The sequence below is a fragment of the Pseudomonas sp. Leaf127 genome (assembly GCF_001423155.1).
Lineage (GTDB): Bacteria > Pseudomonadota > Gammaproteobacteria > Pseudomonadales > Pseudomonadaceae > Aquipseudomonas > Aquipseudomonas ovata.
The window spans coordinates 679,854-702,706 of record NZ_LMOA01000023.1 but is presented as its reverse complement, the minus strand read 5'-3'; the positions used below and the strand labels follow the sequence as shown (position 1 = coordinate 702,706).

The following is a 22,853-nucleotide window of genomic DNA, read 5'->3' as shown; positions in this document are numbered from 1 at the left end:
TCAGGTCACCTCTATCGGCGTGCCGGTCAGGCGCGTCAGCGCCTGGACCACGGCCTCGGGTTCAAGCAGGCGCAGGCAGTTGTAATGCCCGAACCGGCAGGTGCGGTCAAAACACGGGCTGCATTCCAGGCCCAGGCGCACGACTTCCACGTCATCGGCCAGCGGCGGGGTAAAACCCGGCGACGTCGAGCCGTAGACCGCCACCAGCGGCCGGTTCAGCGCCGCCGCCACATGCATCAGGCCAGAGTCATTGGAGACCACCGATTGCGCACATGAGAGCAGGTCAATGGCCTCGGCCAATGACGTTTCGCCACACAGGTTGGTGACTTCTTCGCGCAGCCCGGGGATCAGGTCCTGGCGAATGCTTTCGCCCACCGGATGGTCCTTTTTCGAGCCGAACAGCCAGACCTGCCAGCCCTGGCGGATCAGGGCATCGGCCACCTTGGCGTAGTGCTCGCTGGGCCAGCGCTTGGATTCGCCGAACTCGGCGCCCGGGCACAGGGCCAGCACCGGCTGGTCGAGGCTCAGGCCAAAACGGGCCAGGGCCGCCTCACGGGTCGTCGGGTCGATGCGCAGGTCCGGCCTTGGATAAGGCTTGGGCAGCTCGGCGTCCTTGTCGTAGGCCAGGGCCATGAAGCGCTCGATCATCAGCGGGTAACGCTGCTTGTCGAGGCGCCTTACGTCATTGAGCAGGCCATAGCGAAATTCGCCGCGCCAGCCGGTGCGTTTGGGAATACCGGCAAAGAAGGGCACCAGCGCGGATTTGAGCGAGTTGGGCAGCAGGATGGCCTGGTCGTACTGGCCGGCCAGGGACTTGCCGATCCGCCGCCGGGTCGCCAGTTCCAGGACGCCGTGGCCCAGAGGAAAGCTCAGGGCGGCACGCACTTCGGGCATGCGCTCAAGGATCGGCCGGCTCCACTCGGGGGCCAGGACGTCGATGGCGCATTCGGGATGACGCTGTTTCAGGCACTGGAACAGCGTTTGCGCCATCACCATGTCCCCGACCCAGCTGGGTCCTACGATCAAAATGTTCATCGCCAAGTCCACAAACGATCAGGGAGGCCGGACAGGCTGCGTGCTACAAACACAGACCCTGCCGCCTCCCTGTCTATAAAATTGCGTGCGCAAGCTGTGGGAGGGAGCTCTGCTCGCGATGAGGCCCGTCAGACCGGCACACTTGCAGTGTCCGGTACGCAGCCGTCACGGGCAGAGCCCCCTCCCACAAGCCCATGCCGATCCTTGGGTAACGTGGACCACCCGGGCATCAGCACAGGCGTTCCAGTTGCCCGTCCAGCCATCAATTCAACCCCAGCGCGCTCCAGATCCGCATCACTTCGCGGCGCTGGTCGTGAAACTGGTCGCCACCGACCACACCGGCCTGCTTCTGCAGTGCCTGGCGGTGGGCCGCCGAGCGGTAGGCCTTGTAGGCTTCGCGCAGCAGGCCGGCATCGGCGCCGGGCAGCAATCGGGCCTCTTCAAGGCCCTCGAGAATGCGGATGTTGTCGGTATGGCGCAGCAGTTGCGGGTGTTCGCGCGACCATGCCAGGGCCGCGTATTGCACCATAAATTCAATATCGACGATACCTCCGGCGTCCTGCTTGAGGTCGAACGGCATGCCCGCCTCGAACGCATTGGCGGCGCGGCCTGCCGCCGTGGCCTTGCTGCCGAGGTTGTCACGCATCTTGGCGCGCATCTCGCTGACCTCGGTGCGCAGGGTGGTGAGATCACGCTCGCGACCCAGCACGCCGGCGCGCACCTGTTCGAATGCCGTCCCCACGTCCTGGCTGCCGACCAGCACCCGGGCGCGCACCAGCGCCTGGTGCTCCCAGGTCCAGGCTTCATTTTCCTGATAGCGGGCAAAGGCACCGACCGAACTGACCAGCAGACCGGCAGCCCCCGAAGGCCGCAAACGCATGTCGACCTCGTATAACTGGCCGGAGTTGGTCTGGGCCGTGATCAGGTGGATGATCCGTTGCCCCAGCCGCGTAAAGAACTGCGCGCCATCAATCGGCTTGGGACCGCAGGTTTCGGCCTGCGGGTCGCCGTCGTGGATGAACACCAGGTCCAGGTCCGAGCCATGGCCCAGCTCGATGCCGCCGACCTTGCCGTAGCCGACAATCACGAACGCCGGATCGCACGGCGTACCGTCCGGGCGCAGCGGCGTGCCGTGGCGCGCCACGGTATGGCGCCAGGCCAGCGCCAGCACTTGCTGCAGAATCGCCTCGGCCAGCCAGGTCAGGTAATCGCTGACCTTCATCAAGGGCAGGCTGCCGTTGATTTCCGAGGCCGCCACGCGCAGGCCGTGGGCCAGCTTGAAGTGCCGCAGGGCCTCCATCTGCTGTTCCAGGTCGTCTTCAGGGATGCGAATCAGCCGTTCATGCAACTCGGCGGTCAACTCCGGTGCCTGGGGCGGGCTGAACAGCCGGCCTTCGTTGAGCAGTTCGTCGAGCAGCAACGGGAAGCGGGCGATCTGCTCGGCAATCCACGGGCTGGCCGCGCACAGGGTCAGCAGGCGGCGCAGGGCGTCGGGGTTTTCGGTGAGCAGCACCAGGTACGCCGAACGCCGGGCCACGGCCTCGACCAGCGGCAGCACGCGCTCCAGCACCAGGTCGGGATTGTCGTGCTCGACCGCCTGGGCCAGCAGGCGCGGGATAAAGGCATCCAGTCGCTCGCGGCCCAGCCGCTGCATCGAGCGCAGTTGCGGGCTGGAGCGCAGGTTGTTCAGGTACTTGAGGGCCTTGGGGGCGTCGACAAAGCCGCCCTCCTGCAACTGCCGGCAAGCGGCCTCTTCGTCCTGGGATTCTTCCCATAACGGCAGCCACTCGCCGCCCACCGCCACTTCGCTGTCGGCCTGTTCGTCGTCGGGGTCCGAATCAGGGTCGGCAATCACCTGGCGAAAGTGCCAGGACACCCGGCCGCGCCAATGCATCAGTTGCTCATGAAAGCGGGCCCAGTCATCAAAACCGAGCATGAAGGCAATGCGCGCCCGGTCCGCTTCGTTGTCGGGCAGCATCTGGGTCTGGCGGTCGGCGATGGCCTGGATCGCATGCTCGGTGTAGCGCAAGAACTCATAGCCTTCGCGCAGCTCGTCGGTTACCGCCGCCGGCAGGTAGCCCTGGCCTTCAAGGGTCTTGAGCACCTTGAACAGCGAGCGTTGCTGCAGGCTCAGGTCGCGGCCGCCATGAATCAGCTGGAAGGCCTGGGCAATGAATTCGACCTCACGAATGCCGCCGGCGCCCAGCTTTATATTCTCGGCCATGCCCTTGCGCCGTACTTCGGTCTGGATCAGCTGCTTCATGGTGCGCAGCGCTTCGATAGCCGAAAAATCCAGGTAACGGCGGTACACGAACGGGCGCAGCATCTCTTGCAGCTGCGCGCCGGCGGCCTGGTCGCCGCCGACCACGCGGGCCTTGATCATTGCGTAGCGTTCCCAGTCGCGGCCCTGGTCCTGGTAATACTGCTCCAGGGCATTGAAGCTCAGCACCAGGGCCCCGGACGAGCCATAGGGACGCAGGCGCATGTCGACGCGAAACACAAAGCCATCGACGGTGACCGGGTCCAGGGCCTTGATCAGCCGCTGGCCCAGGCGAATGAAGAACTCCTGATTATCCAGCGGACGCTTGACCCCGGCCGTCTCGCCGCCTTCGGGGTAGGCGAAGATCAGGTCGATGTCCGATGACAGGTTCAGCTCCACCGCCCCCAGCTTGCCCATGCCGAGAATGACCATGTGCTGCGCCTGCCCGCTGCGCCGGCCGGTGGGCGTGCCGAACTGCTGGCAATGGCGCGTGTACAGCCATTGATAGGCCAGGTCGATGCAGGCATCGGCCAGGTCCGAGAGGTCGCGGCAGGTTTCGACCAGGTCGGCCTGGCGGGTCAGGTCGCGCCAGATAATGCGCACTTGCTGGCGTGTACGCTGGCGACGTAGATTACGCCCCAGTTCATCCTCGGTCGTGGCAGCCGACACCGCTTCGGCCAGTTGTTCGCGCAATTGCCCGGCGCCCAGGCTGCGTTCCAGCTCACCGCTGTCGGCCAGGGCCAGCAGCATCTGCGGATCACGGGCCACCTGTTCGGCGACAAAATCGCTGGCCGCGCACACCCGCTCGAAAGCCGCCTTGCGTTCGGCAGGCCAGGCCTGGAGGCGGGCCAGGTCAGGTTCGGACAACGCTGTAACGGCAGCATGAAAGGACTGTTGCGCACGGGTAACCGCAGGCAGCAGGATGGCCGGAATCGCGGCCAGCAAAGGGAGGCTCATGGTCTATCCTTGATCGGCGAACAACGGGCTATGTGCCATGAATACAAGATCGCAGTGACAGCACCGGCTGTCGAACAAAAGTAATAAATTGCTGAGAAAATCATTTTATTAGCAGAAAATGGCAGCCTCTGCCCTTGCAAGCTTATCCGCGTGCAACTGTAGCGTTTTACTTCACAACATCAGAGAGGCGCTTTGCCCCTTTCTCTGTAGTTTTACTACTGGGTGGATCATTCCGAAGGCTGAAATGGTTGGCGATTTGTAGTAAAACTACACGCCGCCGGCACAACCGCCGGCCATCCAAGAATTTATGTCGACTGCCCACAAGGCCAGTCGCGAACTCAGGCGTCCGATTCTGGAAGCCTTTCCGCTCTGGAGCAAGCCATGCAAGACCTTGATCCCGTCGAAACCCAGGAGTGGCTGGACGCCCTGGAATCGGTTCTCGACAAAGAAGGCGAAGACCGTGCCCATTACCTGATGACCCGCATGGGCGAACTGGCCACACGAAGTGGCTCGCAACTGCCCTACGCCATCACCACGCCGTACCGCAACACCATTCCTGTGACGCACGAAGCACGCATGCCTGGCGACCTGTTCATGGAACGCCGCATCCGTTCGCTGGTGCGCTGGAACGCTCTGGCGATGGTCGTCAAGACCAACCTGAACGACCCGGATCTGGGTGGCCACATCTCCAGCTTCGCCTCCAGTGCGACGCTGTATGACATCGGCTTCAACTATTTCTTCCAGGCCCCGACCGACGAACACGGCGGCGACCTGATCTACTTCCAGGGCCACGCCTCGCCGGGCGTCTACGCCCGTGCCTTCCTGGAAGGCCGGATCAGCGAAGACAAGATGAACAACTTCCGTCAGGAAGTGGATGGCAATGGCCTGTCGTCCTACCCACACCCCTGGCTGATGCCTGACTTCTGGCAGTTCCCGACCGTTTCGATGGGTCTGGGTCCGATCCAGGCGATCTACCAGGCGCGCTTCATGAAGTACATGGAGAGCCGTGGCTACATTCCTGCCAGCAAGCAGAAAGTCTGGTGCTTCCTGGGCGACGGCGAGACCGACGAGCCGGAATCGCTGGGCGCCATCGCCCTGGCCGGCCGCGAGAAGCTGGACAACCTGATCTTCGTCATCAACTGCAACCTGCAGCGCCTCGACGGCCCGGTTCGCGGCAACGCCAAGATCATCCAGGAACTCGAAGGCGTGTTCCGTGGTGCCCAGTGGAACGTCAACAAGGTCATCTGGGGTCGCTTCTGGGATCCGCTGCTGGCCAAGGACACCAACGGTGCCCTGCAACGCCGCATGGACGAAGTCATCGACGGCGAGTACCAGAACTACAAGGCCAAGGACGGAGCGTTCGTTCGCGAGCACTTCTTCAATACGCCTGAACTCAAGGCCATGGTCGAAGACCTGTCCGACGACGAGATCTGGAAGCTCAACCGTGGCGGCCACGACCCGTACAAGGTCTATGCGGCGTATCACCAGGCGGTCAACCACAAAGACCAGCCGACCGTGATCCTGGCCAAGACCATCAAGGGTTATGGCACCGGTGCCGGCGAAGCCAAGAACACCGCGCACAACACCAAGAAGGTCGACGTCGACAGCCTGCGTCACTTCCGCGACCGTTTCGACGTGCCGATCAAGGATGCCGACCTGGAAAAACTGCCGTTCTACCGTCCGGAAGAAGGCAGCGCCGAAGCCCGTTACCTGGCCGAGCGCCGCACTGCGCTGGGCGGTTTCGTGCCACAGCGTCGCGCCAAGAGCTTCAGCATCCCGACCCCGCCGCTGGAAACGCTCAAGGCGATCCTCGACGGTTCCGGCGACCGCGAAATTTCCACCACCATGGCTTTCGTGCGCATCCTGGCGCAACTGGTCAAGGACAAGGAAATCGGCCACCGCATCGTCCCGATCATCCCGGACGAAGCCCGTACCTTCGGTATGGAAGGCATGTTCCGCCAACTGGGCATCTACTCCTCGGTCGGCCAGCTCTACGAGCCGGTCGATAAAGACCAGGTGATGTTCTACCGCGAAGACAAGAAAGGCCAGATTCTCGAAGAAGGCATCAACGAAGCCGGCGCCATGTCGTCGTTCATTGCTGCCGGTACCTCGTACTCCAGCCACAACCAGCCGATGCTGCCGTTCTACATCTTCTACTCGATGTTCGGCTTTCAGCGTATCGGTGACCTGGCCTGGGCGGCCGGCGACAGCCGTACCCGTGGCTTCCTGATCGGCGGCACCGCCGGCCGGACGACGCTCAACGGCGAAGGCCTGCAGCACGAAGACGGTCATAGCCACATCCTGGCCGCCACCGTGCCGAACTGCCGCACCTATGATCCAACCTACGGCTACGAGCTGGCGGTGATCATCCAGGACGGCATGAAGAAGATGACCGAAGAGCAACAGGACATCTTCTACTACATCACCGTGATGAACGAAGCCTACACCCAGCCGGCCATTCCGGTTGGTGTCGAGGAAGGCATCATCAAGGGCATGTACCTGCTCGAAGAAGACACCAAGGCGGCGGCGCACCACGTCCAGCTGCTGGGTTCGGGCACCATCCTGCGTGAAGTGCGTGAAGCGGCGAAGATCCTGCGTGAAGAGTTCAACGTCGGCGCCGACGTCTGGAGCGTTACCAGCTTCAACGAACTGCGTCGCGACGGCCTGGCAGTCGAGCGCTCCAACCGCCTGCACCCGGGCCAGAAGCCTCAGCAGACGTACGTCGAGCAATGCCTGAGCGGCCGTAAAGGTCCTGTGATCGCATCGACCGACTACATGAAGCTGTTCGCCGACCAGATCCGTCAGTGGGTCCCGTCCAAGGAATACAAGGTGCTGGGCACCGACGGCTTCGGCCGTAGCGACAGCCGCCGCAAGCTGCGTCACTTCTTCGAAGTGGACCGCAACTTCGTGGTGCTGGCCGCCCTGGAAGCCCTGGCCGACCGTGGCGACATCGAACCGAAAGTCGTGGCTGAAGCCATTGCCCGGTTTGGCATCGACCCGGAAAAACGCAACCCACTGGACTGCTAAGACCCGCTCTGAACCGCCCCTGGCACGGGCCTGCACCCCGAGACAGCCGCTGATGCGCCACCTGCATCCGCTGCTGTTTCGTCGTACAGGCCCGGCGCCACAGGCCAAGAGCAGGTTCTGCGAAGGAGAGACATTGTGAGTGAGCTGATTCGCGTACCCGACATCGGCAACGGTGAAGGTGAAGTCATTGAATTGATGGTCAAGGTCGGTGACCGCATCGAAGCCGAGCAGAGCGTCCTGACGCTCGAGTCGGACAAGGCGAGCATGGAAATCCCGGCACCCAAGGGTGGCGTGATCAAGGCCCTGAAGGTCAAGCTGGGCGACCGCCTCAAAGAAGGCGACGAGCTGTTCGAGCTGGAAGTCGAAGGCGAAGCCGCGGCCCCGGCCGCCGAGCCGGCCCCCGCTGCCGCCCCCGCTGCTGCCGCAAAACCGGCCGAAGCACCTGCCGCGCCAGCCGCAGCCGAACCCGCTCCGGCGGCCGCTGCCAGCATCCAGGACATCCATGTGCCGGACATCGGCTCGTCGGGCAAGGCCAAGATCATCGAGCTGCTGGTCAAGCCAGGCGACACCATCGAAGCCGACCAGTCGCTGATCACCCTCGAATCCGACAAGGCAAGCATGGAAATTCCATCGCCTGCTGCCGGCGTGGTCGAGAGTGTCGAAGTCAAGCTGGAACAGGAAGTCGGTACCGGTGACCTGATCCTGCGCCTGAAAATCGCCGGCGCCGCCCCTGCTGCCGCGCCTGCACCGGCTGCCGCTCCGGCCAAGGCCGAGGCTGCGGCACCGGCCAAGGCTGAAGCCGCCGCACCGGCGCCAGCACCGAAAGCCGAAGCCGCCCCTGCTCCGGCCGCACCGGCCAAGGACGGCGCCAAGGTCCATGCAGGTCCCGCGGTTCGTCAGCTGGCCCGCGAGTTCGGCGTCGAGTTGAGCGCTGTCAGCGCCAGCGGCCCGCATGGCCGGGTGCTCAAGGAAGACGTACAGGTATACGTCAAGGCCATGATGCAAAAGGCCAAGGAAGCGCCGGCTGCCGGTGCAACTGGCGGTGCCGGCATCCAGCCGATCCCGGAAGTCGACTTCAGCCGTTTCGGCGAAATCGAAGAAGTGCCGATGACCCGCCTGATGCAACTGGGCGCCACCGGCCTGCACCGCAGCTGGCTGAACATTCCGCACGTCACGCAATTCGACCAGGCCGACATCACCGACCTGGAAGCCTTCCGCGTCGCGCAGAAAGCCGTGGCTGAAAAGGCCGGCGTCAAGCTGACCGTGCTGCCACTGCTGCTCAAATCGATCGCCCACCTGCTCAAGGAACTGCCGGAGTTCAACGCTTCGCTGGCACCAAGCGGCAAGGCTGTGATCCGCAAGAAGTACGTGCACATCGGTTTTGCCGTGGACACCCCGGAAGGCCTGCTGGTCCCGGTCATCCGCGACGTCGACCAGAAGAGCCTGCTGCAACTGGCTGCCGAAGCCGCTGCACTGGCCGAGAAGGCGCGTAACAAGAAGCTGACCGCCAACGACATGCAAGGCGCCTGCTTCACCATCTCCAGCCTCGGTCACATTGGCGGCACCGGCTTCACGCCAATCGTCAACGCGCCGGAAGTGGCAATCCTGGGTGTGTCCAAGGCCACGATCCAGCCGGTCTGGGACGGCAAGGCCTTCCAGCCGCGCCTGATGCTGCCGCTGTCGTTGTCCTACGACCACCGCGTCATCAACGGCGCCGCGGCGGCACGCTTCACCAAGCGCCTGAGCGACCTGCTGGCCGACATCCGTACCATCCTGCTGTAAGCCACACGCGCCGGCTCGCCAACAGGCGGGCCGGCCACTATTGCGAGCGCCCGCGCTCAAACCTCAACCCCGCCCCTGGCGGGGCTTTTTTTGCCTGCCGGTTGAGCGCTGCGTACCGACCCACCGTCTGTGCGGTTTTTTTACGCAAAACCTGCCGTGCGTCACACGCATGAACGTAGCAATGAGCTACACATTAGAGACCGTGTCGGCACATGAACCCCGTTTGTCCGACCTTGTCACAGCACAGTCAAGAATGGATGCCTGCGGCCGTTACATTTATGGCATTAAGCCAGTGCACTCTCTTGTAAGGCCGGGCGGCATCATGCAACCTTGCCACACGCGAAAATAGTCCGGGCGGTGTGCCCGTGCGATCAGTATTCCGGAAGCGAGTTTGTTCATGAAAAGCCAGACCGATGCTGCCGGCAGAACGGCAGCCGAGGTAGTGACGCAATTGCCTGTGCCTTCGCGCCTGGGCATGCTGCGTTTCGAGCGGCTTAACGAAGCCAATTGGGCGCTGCTGTATCTCGATCCTAATTGTGAAAAAGCCTTCGGCCTGCCGCCGACCGAACTGTGCTCGCTGATCGGCTCGCCCTACGCCAGCCTGATGGAACCTGAAGCACGCTATAGACTGCATGACGATATCCAGTTGCAGTTGACCAAGGCTTCGCATTACCTGATTCGCTATACCTTGCACACCAGCCACGGCCCCATGGGCCTGCTGGAAACCGGCGAGGCGTTCAAGCAGCACAATCGCCAGCTGTTGCGTGGCTACTTCACGGTGCTGGACTGGCCGGATGCCGACCGCGAGCCGGATGGCCAGTCTGATCTGCAGATTCGACACTCGCGCCTGCAAGCGGCCCTTGAGGTCAACCAGCGCACCCAGCGCGACCAGCTGGCGCACCTGGAGCGCGCCCGTGCCCAGCAAGAGCTGATCCTGCGCCTGACCCGCCACCGTTTCACCGGCAACGCCCTGCTCGAAGCGGCACAGCTGATCACCCGCAGCGCCTGCGAAATCTATGATGTGGCCTGCGCCAGCATCTGGAACCTGGACGGCCATATCCTGCATCCGGTGACCGAATATGTGCGCCAGAACGACGCGCATCGCCAGCCCGAACCGCTCGACCTGAGCCAGTTCCCCGATTACCTGAACGCGTTGCAGGATTGTCGCGCCATCGACGCCGACGATATCCGCCAGGACCCGCGTACTCTGGAGATGCTCGAAGCCTTGCAGGCCCGGGACATCTGCGCCTTGCTGGACGCCAGCATCCGCATCGACGGCCAGTTGGTCGGGGTCCTGTGCCTGGAGCAGAGCGGCACCGCGCGCCAGTGGTTGCCCGACGAAGTGGCCTTTGCCGGCGAGCTGGCCGATCAGTTCGCCCAGGTGATCAACAACCATAATCGCCGTGCCGCCACCAGTGCCCTGCACCTGTTCCAGCGCGCCGTCGAGCAAAGCGCCAACGCCTTTCTGCTGGTCGACTGCAATGGCCTGGTCGAGTACGTCAACCCCAGCTTCACGGCGATCACCCAGTACAGCGCCGAAGAGGTCAATGGCCACAAGCTGTCGGAACTGCCGGCGCTGGAAAACCTCAGCACCCTGTTCGATGCCCACTCGAGCCTGGCCAACAGCAACAGCTGGCAGGGCGAGTTCAAGAGCCGGCGCAAGAACCTGGAGCCTTACTGGGGCCAGTTGTCGATCTCCAAGGTGTATGGCGACGACCGCGAGCTGACCCATTACATCGGCATCTATGAGGACATCACCCAGAACAAGCTGGCCCAGCAGCGTATCGAACGCCTGGCCTACACTGACAACCTGACCAGCCTGGGCAACCGCCCGGCGTTCATTCGTCACCTTGACGAGCGCTTCGCCCGCGACAGCGACACGCCCATGAGCCTGCTGCTGGTCGACATCGACAACTTCAAGCGCATCAATGACAGCCTCGGCCACCAGACCGGCGACAAACTGCTGATCAGCCTGGCCCGGCGCTTGCGCAACACCCTGAGCCCGGCCGATGTGCTGGCGCGCTTTGCCAGCAACGAATTTGCCGTGCTGCTCGACCAGACCGGCCCCGAGGCCGGGCACAGCATCGCCAACCAGGTCCTGGCGACCCTCGACAAACCCATGTTTGTCGACAACCAGTTGATCAGCGTAACCGCCTCGGTGGGCCTGGCCTGCGCGCCGCTGCATGGCCGTGACCCGCAGACCCTGATGCGCAACGCGGGGCTCGCCCTGCACAAGGCCAAGGCCAACGGCAAGCATCAGGTGCAGGTGTTCACCGAGGCCCTCAATGCCGAGGCCAGCTACAAGCTGTTCGTCGAGAACAACCTGCGCCGTGCCCTGGCGCAGAACGAACTGGAAGTCTTCTACCAGCCCAAGCTGTGCCTGCTGACCGGCCGCCTCAATGGCCTGGAAGCCCTGCTGCGCTGGAACCACCCGGAAAAGGGCATGATCCGCCCGGACCAGTTCATCAGCGTGGCCGAAGAAACCGGGCTGATCATTCCGATCGGCAAGTGGGTGGTGCGCCAGTCGTGCCAGATGAGCAAGGCCCTGACGGCTGCAGGCTTCGGGCACTTGCAGGTGGCGATCAACGTCTCGCCCAAGCAATTCTCCGACCCGGAGCTGGTGCCGGCCATTGCGGCGATCCTCAAGGAAGAAGCGCTGGATCCTGCCCTGCTGGAGCTGGAACTGACCGAGGGCCTGCTGCTGGAAGCCACCGAGGACACGCGCCTGCAACTGGAGTCGCTCAAGCGCCTGGGCCTGTCACTGGCGATGGACGACTTCGGCACCGGCTATTCGTCGCTGAGCTACCTGAAGAAGTTTCCCATCGACGTGATCAAGATCGATCGCAGCTTCATTCGCGATATTCCCGACGATGAAGGCGACATGGAAATCACCTCGGCGGTCATCGCCATGGCGCACAACCTCAAGCTCAAGGTCGTGGCCGAAGGCATCGAGACGGCCGCCCAACTAGCCTTCCTGCGCCGCCATCGCTGCGATGTGGGCCAGGGATATCTCTTCGACAAGCCGATCAGCAGCTCACAACTGATCGAGCAGCTCAATCGTTACCCGCGCAAACCGCCTGTTTGAACGGCTCTTCCCTGCTTACTGGCACTGAGGCACACTGTCGGTCCGTTTTGTGACGGCCCCGGTTTGCACAAGGGCCCGTCCCCTCCAGAGGATATGGTCGATGACCCTGCGCTCGGAAATTCTAGTGAACAAGAACGTACTGCCTACTGCCGACCAGGCCCTGCCGGGTCGTGAAACACCGATCCAGGTGCCTGATACACACTATGTGAACGGCAACCCGCTGCTGGGGCCGTTCTCGATGAATGTCGAGTTCGCCATCTTCGGCCTGGGCTGCTTCTGGGGTGCCGAGCGGCGCTTCTGGCAACAGGACGGCGTGGTCAGCACGGTGGTCGGCTATGCCGGCGGCCTGACCCCCCACCCGACCTATGAAGAAGTCTGCTCGGGCCTGACCGGCCACACCGAAGTGGTGCTGGTGGTCTACGAGCCGGAAAAGATCAGCTACGAGCAACTGCTCAAGGTGTTCTGGGAAGCGCACAACCCGACCCAGGGCATGCGCCAGGGCAATGACATCGGCACTCAGTACCGCTCGGCCATCTACTGCACCACACCTGAACAGCTTGAGGCGGCCCAGGCCAGCCAGGCGCTGTTCCAGGCCGAACTGGAAAAGGCCGGCCTGGGCACCATCACCACGGAAATCGCCCAGGCGCCGACCGTGTACTTTGCCGAGGCCTATCACCAGCAATACCTGGCCAAAAACCCGCAAGGCTATTGCGGCCTGGGCGGCACCGGCGTCTGCCTGCCGGCCTGATGCAGTGCATGCAGCACTGCACTGCACTGTAGGAGCGCGTTTACCGGAATGCCGGACCACCGCGACCGGCTGCGCAGCAGTCGTAAAATTGCAGCGTTTCACAGATTTCTGCGAGCGCTCCGCACTCGGTCGCCGGCAAGCGGGCTCCTACCGGTCGGTGCCTGCCCGAATAGCCTGATCTGTAGGAGCGCGTTTACCCGCGACCGGCTGCGCAGCAGCCGTAAAATTGCAGCGTTTCACAGATTTCTGCGAGCGCTCCGCACTCGGTCGCCGGCAAGCGGGCTCCTACCGGTCGGTGCCTGCCCGAATAGCCTGTTCTGTAGGAGCGCGTTTACCCGCGACCGGCTGCGCAGCAGTCGTAAATTTTCAGCGTTTTCAAGATTTCTGCGAGCGCTTCGCACTCGGTCGCCGGCAAGCGGGCTCCTACCGGTCGGTGCCTGCCCGAATAGCCTGATCTGTAGGAGCGCGTTTACCCGCGACCGGCTGCGTTAGCAGTCGTAAATTTTCAGCGTTTCACAGATTTCTGCGNTCTGTAGGAGCGCGTTTACCCGCGACCGGCTGCGTTAGCAGTCGTAAATTTTCAGCGTTTCACAGATTTCTGCGAGCGCTCCGCACTCGGTCGCGGGCAAGCGSGCTCCTACCGGTCGRTGCCTGCSCGAATAGCCTGMTCTGTAGGAGCGCGTTTACCCGCGACCGGCTGCGTTAGCAGTCGTAAATTTTCAGCGTTTCACAGATTTCTGCGAGCGCTCCGCACTCGGTCGCGGGCAAGCGNNNNCGTTTACCCGCGACCGGCTGCGTTAGCAGTCGTAAATTTTCAGCGTTTCACAGATTTCTGCGAGCGCTCCGCACTCGGTCGCGGGCAAGCGCGCTCCTACAAGCGGTGAATTTTATAGCCAATAAAGTCAGTTAGTTATTTTTTATGAGAGGCCTGCGGCGACTGGTTATTCGGCGATCAGCCAGTCCATCTTCCAGTCGCCCTTGGTCTGGCCGAGCTTCTCGGCCAGGTACGGCAGCAGCTCGCGCAGTTCTTCTTCCAGGCCCCACGGCGGGTTGGCGATGGCCAGGCCCGAGCCATTGAGGCTGGCCGGGGTGTCGAGCGGGTGCACGTACAGCTCCACGCGCAGCAGCTTGGGCGCACCGGTTTCGGCCAGGTCCTGGTAGAAACTCCGGAGCAGGCGCGGGTCCTTGATCGGGTACCAGAGGGCCGCCACTGTCTGGCGCATGCGCCCGAACGTTTCCTTGAGCGCCACGCTGCAGCGCTTGAGTTCATCAAGCTGTTCGAACGGCGGGTCGATCAGCATCACCGCGCGCTTTTCGCTGACCGGCAACAGGGCACGCGGCACATGCCAGCCCTCGCCCAGATGCACCGCCACACGGCGGTCGAACTTCATGTTGTCCTTGAGCAGCACGCCGTCATCGGGGTGTTTCTCGTTGAGCAGCACGCGGTCCTGCTCACGGCTCAGGCGCCGCGCCAGCTCCGGGGAACCGGGGTAGTAGCGCAACTCGCCGGTCTTGCGGTTCATGTGGCGCAGCACCTCCATGTAACCGGCAGCCGCCGGCGGCAGGTCGGTGGCGTCCCACAGGCGGCCGATGCCGTCGATCCACTCACCGGTGCGCGAGGCTTCGTCGCCGCGCAGGTCGTAAAGACCAATGCCGGCATGGGTATCGAGGTAGGCGAACGGCTGCTCCTTGCGCGACATCAAGGCGAGCAGGCGAGTCAGGACGATGTGTTTCAAGACGTCGGCGTGGTTGCCGGCATGGAAGGCGTGACGGTAATTCATGGCAGCTCCTGGAAGGCTGCGCAGTTTAACAAAATGTGCGGATGAAAAGCCCCGGCAAAGCCGTCACAAAACCGGGGGCTTGTAGAGCGGTGCGACCGAAGGTGACCAAACCCTGGCAACACAGTGTGCCGGGGCAGTCTGCCCGTGCCACAGCCTTGGCGGTTAGCCGAAAACGACCTGTTCTTAGGTAATCCTGCCATTGCCCGCCACAGTGCTTGCCCAGGCGCTGAAGCGCTTACAGAATCGGGTGACCCACCCTTGCGTCTCACTCTTGCAAAGGAACACCGTCATGATGCATGCAGACCTGATCGACCAGGACGACCTGATTGGCAAGCTCCGGGCCCTGGGCTTCGAGACCCCGTCGGGCGCCACCCCCGAGCAAGCCTGCTCGCACGCGGTACGCGGCCTCAATGATTCGCGCGCCATGGCCCTCAAAGGCATGGTGGTGAGCATCCTGGGCAGCAGCGCGACCATTCTGCCGGCTGTGCGCCAGGCCATCGACCAGCAACTGCTGCCGGCCCTGGCCGCCTACAAGCAGAGCCATACCTGAAACGCCATCGCCCCCATGAATGGGGGCGATGGCAGAGGGGCAGGTGAAGCGGGCAGTCAGACCCGGACGCTGGCGAACGTCGACTCGTTGCGTGCCTGGTTGAGCGCCGACATCGGCCCGGACAGCGGCGCCAGCACCATCGCCTGCGGAATCGGCAGCATCGCGACCTGCTGGGCGGTGTTGGAACCTACGCGCTCATCGCGCGGCGGAATGCCGAAGTATTCGCGGTAGCACTTGGAAAAGTGTGGCGTCGACACAAAGCCGCACACCGACGCCACCTCGATGATCGACATCGGGGTCTGCTTGAGCAGTTGCCGGGCGCGGATCAGGCGCAGCTTGAGGTAATAGCGCGACGGCGAGCAATGCAGGTACTTCTGGAACAACCGCTCCAGTTGGCGCCGCGAAACGGCGACGTACACGGCCAGTTCGTCGAGGTCGATGGGCTCTTCGAGGTTGGCCTCCATCAGCGCGACGATTTCCTGCAGCTTGGGCTGGTTGGTGCCCAGCATGTGCTTGAGCGGCACACGCTGGTGGTCCTGTTCGTTGCGAATGCGCTCGTAGACGAACATCTCGGAGATCGCCGCCGACAGCTCACGGCCGTGATCACGGCTGATCAGGTGCAACATCATGTCCAGCGGCGCGGTGCCACCGGAGCTGGTGAAGCGGTTGCGGTCCAGGGTGAACAGGCGCGTGCTCATGCTGACCCGTGGAAAGGCTTCCTGCATCGAGGCCAGGCACTCCCAGTGCACGCTGCAATCGAAACCGTCGAGCAGCCCGGCACAGGCCAGCGCCCAGCTGCCGGTGCACACCGCACCCAGGCGACGCGACTGGCGGGCCTGCGACTGCAGCCAGCTGACGTGCTCGCGAGTGACGGTGCGCTGGATACCGACACCGCCGCAGACGATCACGGTGTCCAGGGCCGGCGCCTTTTGCATCGCGGCATCGGGGGTGATCTGCAGACCGTCGCTGGCCCAGACCTGGCTACCGTCCAGGCTCAAGGTAGTCCAGCGATACAGCTCGCGGCCGGACAACTGGTTGGCCATGCGCAGGGGTTCGACCGCCGAGGCGAGGGAAATGAGCGTGAAGTTATCGAGCAGCAGGAAGCCGATGGACTGCGGCGTGCGGTTCTGGGGGGTGGATCCTACATTGAGCGATGTCATCACGGAATCTCCTCACACATGAGCGGGGGTGGCCTGCAATCGGCTCTATTTTTATTGCCCTGTAAATCGTAGGGCTGTCCCATTACATCGCAAATCTCATGCCTGAAAATTGATCACCCCCATAAAAGAACCAAAAACGACGTCGCTGAGCGTATGCGCGACTGCGACCTTCATATTCAAATGCGACAAAGCGTCGCGCCCGGGGCCGACGATGAGCAATTTGGTAGCACTCGGACAGATCGAGAAACAACCCGGCACAAAACAGTGTCACTGCAAGCACGATGACCGGGGTGATGAGCGCGCCATAAGAAGGCGAAATGAGGCGTGTGTGAGCAAAAACCGGGCGGTGACGCCTGCATTCGCGACCGGGGGTCGCTCCTACAAATCGGTTACGGCGGTGTCTCAGCACTCCACCGCGCTGACGGCCAGGCCGCCGCGGGAGGTTTCCTTGTATTTGTCGTGCATGTCAGCACCGGTGTCGCGCATGGTACGGATCACCCGGTCCAGGGAAATGAAATGCTCGCCATCACCGCGCAAGGCCATCTGCGCGGCGTTGATGGCTTTTACCGCGGCAATCGCGTTGCGCTCGATGCACGGCACCTGCACCAGCCCGCCGACCGGATCGCAGGTCAGGCCCAGGTTGTGTTCCAGGCCAATCTCGGCAGCGTTGCACAGTTGCTCGGGCGTCGCCCCCAGAATATCGGCCAGGCCCGCTGCCGCCATGGCGCACGCCGAACCGACCTCGCCCTGACAACCGACTTCGGCGCCGGAGATCGAGGCGTTCTTCTTGCACAGGATGCCCACCGCCGCGGCCGCCAGGAAATAATCGACCACGTTGGCCTCGCTGACATCGGGGCTGAACTTGACGAAGTAGTGCAGCACCGCCGGGATAATCCCCGCCGCGCCATTGGTCGGCGCCGTGACCATGCGCCCGCCGGCGGCGTTTTCTTCGTTGACCGCCAGGGCAAAGAGGTTGACCCACTCCATCGCGCTCAGGGTCGAGCCGATGACGTTCGGCTTGCCCAGCTCCTGCAGGCTGCGATGCAGCCTGGCGGCACGACGCCGCACATTGAGGCCGCCAGGCAGGATGCCTTCATGCTTGAGACCGCTTTCGACGCACGCCTGCATCGCCCGCCACAGTTTCATGATGCCGGCGTTGATCTCGGCTTCGCTGCGCCAGGCCTTTTCGTTGGCCATCATCAGTTGCGAGACCCGCAGGCCATGCTGGCGGCACAGCTGCAACAGTTCACGGGCGCTGGAAAACTCGTAGGGCTGCACGGTCTTGTCGCTGTCCAGCTCACCGCTGCGCGCCTGGGTTTCATCGACCACAAAGCCGCCGCCGATCGAGTAATAGGTTTCACGGAACACCTCGCCGCCCTTGCCCTGCGCAATCAGGGTCATGGCATTGGGGTGAAACGGCAGGTTCTCGTCGAGCAGCAGCATGTCCCGCGACCAGACGAAGGCGATCGGCAGGCGACCGTCGAGCAACAAGGTGTCGTCGGTTTTCAAGGCCTTGATGGTCGGTTCGATCTTCGCTGGATCAATGGCATCGGGCCATTCGCCCATCAGGCCCATGATCACCGCATTGTCGCTGCCGTGACCGATGCCGGTGGCCGACAGCGAACCGTACAGCCGCACTTCGATGCGTTCGATGCTTTCCAGCTGGCCATGCTCGCGCAGCCCCTGGACGAACAGCGCAGCGGCGCGCATCGGGCCGACGGTGTGCGAGCTGGAGGGGCCGACACCAATCTTGAACAGGTCGAACACACTGATTGCCATCGTTGAAGCTCCATCATCGGGTCGTGTCACGCCAAAGCGCTTTTATGGGCATAACTGCTACGCTGGAGCTGTCCTGCGCCTGTGCAACAGGACAGGCCGGGACTCAACAGTGCGTCGCCGTTCGCGGTTATGCCGGCATCATCAGGGTTTTCAGGCCCCACGCGCCGTCCCACACCGACGCGGTCATGCTCAGCAACGCCGCCGTCTGTAATGGGCATTTGCATGCCGTAAACGGGTGAATCGAGCCGCTTTCGACTACCCGAACGGGCGCATCAGGGGGCAAAAGAAACTGGAAACGACCTTGCGCACACTGGATGCGACCCCTCCTGTACTGGATACGACTCCCCCTGTAGGCGTTTGATTTTGGCTGGTAGATGATCGAATACATGTCGCTCACTGACAGTTCGCAAGGCACCGTGATGGGCTTCACCCAAGCCTCGCCGATATAGCCGCGTCATCCCTCAAGCGATGGCGATGAGAAGAAAAATCACAGGAGCTCACCCATGAAAGGTTCACAGTCATTGTTGTTGGCCGCCATGCTCGGCTTGCCGTTGCTGGCTCAGGCCGTAGAACCCCAGGCATGCCACACCGTCAACTTCTCCGACGTCGGCTGGACCGACATCACCGTCACCACCGCAGTGACCAGCGCAGTCCTCGACTCCCTCGGCTACAAGACCAAAACCACGATGATCTCGGTACCGGTGACCTACAAGTCACTGGCCGAAGGCAAGAACATGGACGTGTTCCTGGGCAACTGGATGCCGACCATGGAGAACGACATCAAGGCCTACCGCGAGGCCGGCACCGTCGAAACCGTGCGCGCCAACCTGGAGAACGCCAAGTACACCCTGGCCGTGCCCCAGAGCCTCTACGACAAGGGCCTGAAAGACTTCGCCGACATCGTCAAGTTCAAGAAGGAGCTGGACGGCAAGATCTACGGCATCGAGCCTGGCAACGACGGCAACCGCCTGATCCAGAGCATGATCGACAAGAACGCCTACGGCCTCAAAGACGCCGGTTTCAAGGTCGTCGAGTCCAGCGAGGCCGGCATGCTGTCGCAGGTCGACCGCGCCAGCCGCCGTGGCACCGACGTGGTGTTCCTGGGCTGGGAACCGCACCCGATGAACACCCGCTTCAAGCTGCAGTACCTGACCGGCGGCGACGATTTCTTCGGCCCCAACTTCGGCCAGGCCACCATCTACACCAATACCCGCAAGGGCTACAGCGAGCAGTGCAGCAACGTAGGCCAGTTGCTCAAGAACCTGTCGTTCACCCTGGAAATGGAAAGCACCCTGATGGGCAAGGTGCTGGACGACAAGCAAAAGCCTGACGCCGCCGCGCGCGCCTGGCTCAAGCAGAACCCACAGGTGCTCGACACCTGGCTGGCCGGCGTGACTACCGTGGACGGCAAGCCGGGCCTGGAAGCCGCCAAAGCCAAGCTGGCGCAGTAACACTGATGGCAGGCGGGCACCCCTCGCCTGCCGTCCTTTCCTACCCCGCAAGCGGACACCCGACATCATGATCACTGATCACAAACTCCCCTTGGGCGATTACATTGCCGCCTTCGTCGATTGGCTGATACGCCATGGCGCCAATTATTTCGACGCAATCGCCTACTCCCTGGAATTGATGATCCACGGCCTGACTTCCGGCCTTGCCTGGTTTAACCCCTACGTCCTGATCGGCCTGATTGCCGCGCTGACCCACTTCATCCAGCGCAAATGGGGCCTCACCCTTTTTGTCATCCTGTCGTTTCTGCTGATTCTCAATCTGCACTACTGGCAGGAAACCCTTGAAACCCTGGCCCAGGTACTGTTCGCCACCCTGGTGTGCGTGATCATCGGTGTGCCACTGGGCATCATCGCGGCGCACAAGCCCATGTTCTACACCTGCATCCGTCCGATCCTCGACCTGATGCAGACCGTCCCGACCTTCGTCTACCTGATCCCTACCCTGACGCTGTTCGGCCTGGGCGTAGTGCCCGGCCTGATCTCCACGGTGGTGTTCGCCATTGCCGCGCCAGTGCGCCTGACCTACCTGGGCATTCGCGACGTGCCCCAGGAACTGCTCGACGCCGGCAAGGCCTTCGGCTCTTCGCGGCGCCAGTTGCTGACCCGTATCGAGCTGCCGTACGCCATGCCCAGCATCGCCGCCGGCATCACCCAATGCATCATGCTGTCGCTGTCGATGGTGGTGATCGCCGCCCTGGTCGGTGCCGACGGACTGGGCAAACCCGTGGTCAATGCACTGAACACTGCCGACATTTCGGTGGGCTTCGAAGCCGGTCTGGCAATCGTGTTGCTGGCAATCATGCTCGACCGTATCTGCAAACAACCTGACGCCAAGGCAGGGTCCGACGCATGAGCATCATCAAGTTCGAAAACGTAGACGTCATCTTCAGCAAGGACCCGCGTGAAGCGCTCAAGCTGCTGGACCAGGGCAAGACCCGTGGCGAGATCCTCAAGGACCTTGGCCAGATCGTCGGCGTCGAAAAAGCCAACCTGGACATCAACAAGGGCGAAATCTGCGTCCTGATGGGCCTGTCCGGTTCGGGCAAGTCCAGCCTGCTGCGCTGCATCAACGGCCTCAATACCGTCAGCCGTGGCTCGTTGTTCGTCGAGCACGAAGGCACACAGATCGACATTGCCCACTGCACAGCGGCCGAGCTGAAAATGATGCGTACCAAGCGCATCGCCATGGTGTTCCAGAAATTCGCCCTGATGCCCTGGCTGACGGTGCGCGAGAACATCAGCTTCGGCCTGGAAATGCAGGGCCGCCCCGAGAAAGAACGGCGCAAGCTGGTCGATGAAAAGCTCGAACTGGTCGGCCTGACCCAGTGGCGCAATAAAAAGCCCGACGAGTTGTCAGGCGGTATGCAGCAGCGCGTTGGCCTGGCCCGTGCGCTGGCAATGGACGCCGACATCCTGTTGATGGACGAACCCTTCTCGGCCCTTGACCCGCTGATTCGCCAGGGCCTGCAGGATGAGTTGCTGAGCCTGCAGAAGAAATTGAGCAAGACCATCGTCTTCGTCAGCCACGACCTGGACGAGGCCCTCAAGCTGGGCACGCGCATTGCCATCATGAAGGATGGCCGAATCATCCAGTACAGCGTGCCGGAAGAGATCGTGCTCAACCCGGCCGATGAATACGTGCGCAACTTCGTGGCCCACACCAACCCGCTCAACGTGTTGTGCGGCCGCAGCCTGATGCGCACCCTGGACAACTGCAAGCGCATCAACGGTTCGGTGTGCCTGGACCCGGGCGGCGACTCCTGGCTGGACCTGGCCGAAGGCAACGTGATCAAGGGCGCCCGCCAGGGCGTTGCCCCCATCGCGCTGCAGAACTGGCAGCACGGCGAAGGCGTCAGTCACCTGGAGCGCCGCCCGACCCTGGTGGACTCCGGCATCGGCATGCGCGATGCGCTGCAGATCCGCTACCAGACCGGCCACAAGCTGGTGCTGCAGGACGGTAACCGGGTGGTCGGCATCCTTGGCGACACCGAGCTGTACCACGCCCTGCTGGGCAAGAACCACGGCTGACATGGCCTGGCCTGCGGCGGCGGCTGCTGCTGCTGCTGCTGCTGTAGGAGCGCGCTTGCCCGCGACCGAGTGCGCAGCGCTCGTAAAATTTCGGAAACGCCACAGATTTCTGAGTGTGAACACGTCCAAAATCTGCGAAACGCTGAAAATTTACGACTGCTAACGCAGCCGGTCGCGGGCAGAGCGCGCTCCTACAAGCCATCCTTATCCGTCAACCGGGACTTTTTATCGATTTATAGGGCCGTCAAAAAAACCTAGACTGCCGGGCCGTTTTTCGCCCATTGCGTGTCAGGAGACTTCGCTTCATGCCCAAGGTCGGTATGCAACCCATTCGTCGCCAACAATTGATCCAGGCCACCTTGAGTGCCATTGATCAAGTGGGCATGGGCGACGCCAGCATTGCCCTGATCGCCCGTCTGGCCGGTGTGTCCACAGGCATCATCAGCCATTACTTCAAGGACAAGAACGGCCTGATCGAGGCCACCATGCGCCACCTGATGCACGCCTTGAGCAGCAACACCGCCAACCGTCGCCAGGCCCTGGCCGACGACAGCCCGCGCGCGCACTTGCGGGTCATCATCGAGGGCAACTTCGACAGCAGCCAGGTCAACGGCCCGGCGATGAAGACCTGGCTGGCGTTCTGGGCCACCAGCATGCACCACCCGTCCCTGCACCGCCTGCAACGCATCAACGACCATCGCCTGTATTCGAACCTGTGCTGGCAGTTCCGCCGCGTCCTGTCCGAACACCAGGCCCGCAGCGCCGCCCGCGGTCTGGCCGCGCTGGTCGACGGCCTGTGGCTGCGCGGCGCCTTGTCGGGCGATGCATTCGACACCGACCAGGCCCAGCGCATCGCCCTGGAGTATGTGGATTTGCAATTGGCCAAGGCACAAGGCTGAATACCGCATACACCGCAGTAGGAGCGCGCTCTGCCCGCGACCGAGTGCGCTAGCGCTCGTAAAATTTCGGAAACGCCACAATTTTACGACTGTGAACACCTTCAAAATTTGTGAAACGCCACAATTTCACGACGACTAACGCAGCCGGTCGCGGTGGTCCGGCATTCCGGCAAGACGCAATGCCGCCCCCCGCGCTCCCACCCCGCGCCAGTCCGGCAACAGATCAACCCGCCGTGATACCCGGCAAGGAG

The 22,853-nt window shown here is 62.7% G+C and carries 14 protein-coding genes; 9 read left to right on the top strand and 5 right to left on the bottom strand.

Features of this window, described 5'->3' with window-relative positions:
* Positions 1–1,035, bottom strand: coding sequence for a lipopolysaccharide heptosyltransferase II (waaF, locus tag ASF84_RS24170; RefSeq protein WP_056841396.1), 1,035 nt, complete (start codon positions 1,033–1,035; stop codon positions 1–3).
* Between the two features lie 262 nt (positions 1,036–1,297).
* Entirely contained in the window at positions 1,298–4,252 is a 2,955-nt protein-coding gene (glnE, locus tag ASF84_RS24165) for a bifunctional [glutamate--ammonia ligase]-adenylyl-L-tyrosine phosphorylase/[glutamate--ammonia-ligase] adenylyltransferase (protein WP_056841395.1), read from the bottom strand.
* Positions 4,253–4,633: 381 nt separating this feature from the next.
* Here glnE and aceE point away from each other — a divergent pair, with 381 nt between their 5' ends.
* From aceE to msrA, 4 genes are all read left to right on the top strand, one after another.
* Positions 4,634–7,279 carry a pyruvate dehydrogenase (acetyl-transferring), homodimeric type gene (gene aceE, locus ASF84_RS24160; protein WP_056841394.1) on the top strand — a complete coding sequence of 882 codons (2,646 nt, stop codon included), beginning with the start codon at positions 4,634–4,636 and terminating at the stop codon, positions 7,277–7,279.
* A gap of 135 nt (positions 7,280–7,414) precedes the next feature.
* On the top strand, positions 7,415–9,061 hold the full coding sequence (aceF, locus tag ASF84_RS24155) for a dihydrolipoyllysine-residue acetyltransferase (protein ID WP_056841393.1): 1,647 nt from the start codon (positions 7,415–7,417) through the stop codon (positions 9,059–9,061).
* Between the two features lie 397 nt (positions 9,062–9,458).
* A complete protein-coding gene (locus ASF84_RS24150) occupies positions 9,459–12,146 on the top strand; it encodes a putative bifunctional diguanylate cyclase/phosphodiesterase (protein ID WP_056841522.1) in 2,688 nt (895 codons plus the stop codon).
* Between the two features lie 100 nt (positions 12,147–12,246).
* Positions 12,247–12,894 carry a peptide-methionine (S)-S-oxide reductase MsrA gene (gene msrA, locus ASF84_RS24145; RefSeq protein WP_056841392.1) on the top strand — a complete coding sequence of 216 codons (648 nt, stop codon included), beginning with the start codon at positions 12,247–12,249 and terminating at the stop codon, positions 12,892–12,894.
* A 941-nt stretch (positions 12,895–13,835) separates the two neighbouring features.
* Here the strand turns inward: msrA and ASF84_RS24140 are convergent.
* On the bottom strand, positions 13,836–14,675 hold the full coding sequence (locus ASF84_RS24140) for a 23S rRNA (adenine(2030)-N(6))-methyltransferase RlmJ (RefSeq protein WP_056841391.1): 840 nt from the start codon (positions 14,673–14,675) through the stop codon (positions 13,836–13,838).
* Between the two features lie 289 nt (positions 14,676–14,964).
* Between ASF84_RS24140 and ASF84_RS24135 the strand changes: the two genes are divergently transcribed.
* A complete protein-coding gene (locus tag ASF84_RS24135; RefSeq protein WP_056841390.1) occupies positions 14,965–15,225 on the top strand; it encodes a hypothetical protein in 261 nt (86 codons plus the stop codon).
* 56 nt (positions 15,226–15,281) lie between these two features.
* On the opposite strand, the gene ASF84_RS24130 is transcribed toward ASF84_RS24135, so the two are convergent.
* A complete protein-coding gene (locus ASF84_RS24130) occupies positions 15,282–16,385 on the bottom strand; it encodes a GlxA family transcriptional regulator (protein WP_056841389.1) in 1,104 nt (367 codons plus the stop codon).
* Between the two features lie 402 nt (positions 16,386–16,787).
* The gene (locus ASF84_RS24125) at positions 16,788–18,164 is read right to left on the bottom strand and encodes an L-serine ammonia-lyase (RefSeq protein WP_056841388.1); all 1,377 of its coding nucleotides are present in this window, start codon (positions 18,162–18,164) and stop codon (positions 16,788–16,790) included.
* A 503-nt stretch (positions 18,165–18,667) separates the two neighbouring features.
* Between ASF84_RS24125 and ASF84_RS24115 the strand changes: the two genes are divergently transcribed.
* The 4 genes from ASF84_RS24115 (at position 18,668) to betI (ending at position 22,602) form a co-directional block, all read left to right on the top strand.
* Positions 18,668–19,615 carry a choline ABC transporter substrate-binding protein gene (locus ASF84_RS24115; RefSeq protein WP_056841386.1) on the top strand — a complete coding sequence of 316 codons (948 nt, stop codon included), beginning with the start codon at positions 18,668–18,670 and terminating at the stop codon, positions 19,613–19,615.
* A 64-nt stretch (positions 19,616–19,679) separates the two neighbouring features.
* The gene (gene choW / locus ASF84_RS24110) at positions 19,680–20,528 is read left to right on the top strand and encodes a choline ABC transporter permease subunit (protein WP_177339483.1); all 849 of its coding nucleotides are present in this window, start codon (positions 19,680–19,682) and stop codon (positions 20,526–20,528) included.
* Positions 20,525–21,703 carry a choline ABC transporter ATP-binding protein gene (choV, locus tag ASF84_RS24105; protein WP_056841384.1) on the top strand — a complete coding sequence of 393 codons (1,179 nt, stop codon included), beginning with the start codon at positions 20,525–20,527 and terminating at the stop codon, positions 21,701–21,703. The genes choW and choV overlap by 4 nt, the downstream gene beginning before the upstream one ends.
* 305 nt (positions 21,704–22,008) lie before the next feature.
* Positions 22,009–22,602, top strand: a complete 594-nt coding sequence (gene betI / locus ASF84_RS24100) for a transcriptional regulator BetI (RefSeq protein ID WP_056841383.1) — start codon at positions 22,009–22,011, stop codon at positions 22,600–22,602.
* The last annotated feature ends 251 nt before the right edge of the window (positions 22,603–22,853 follow it).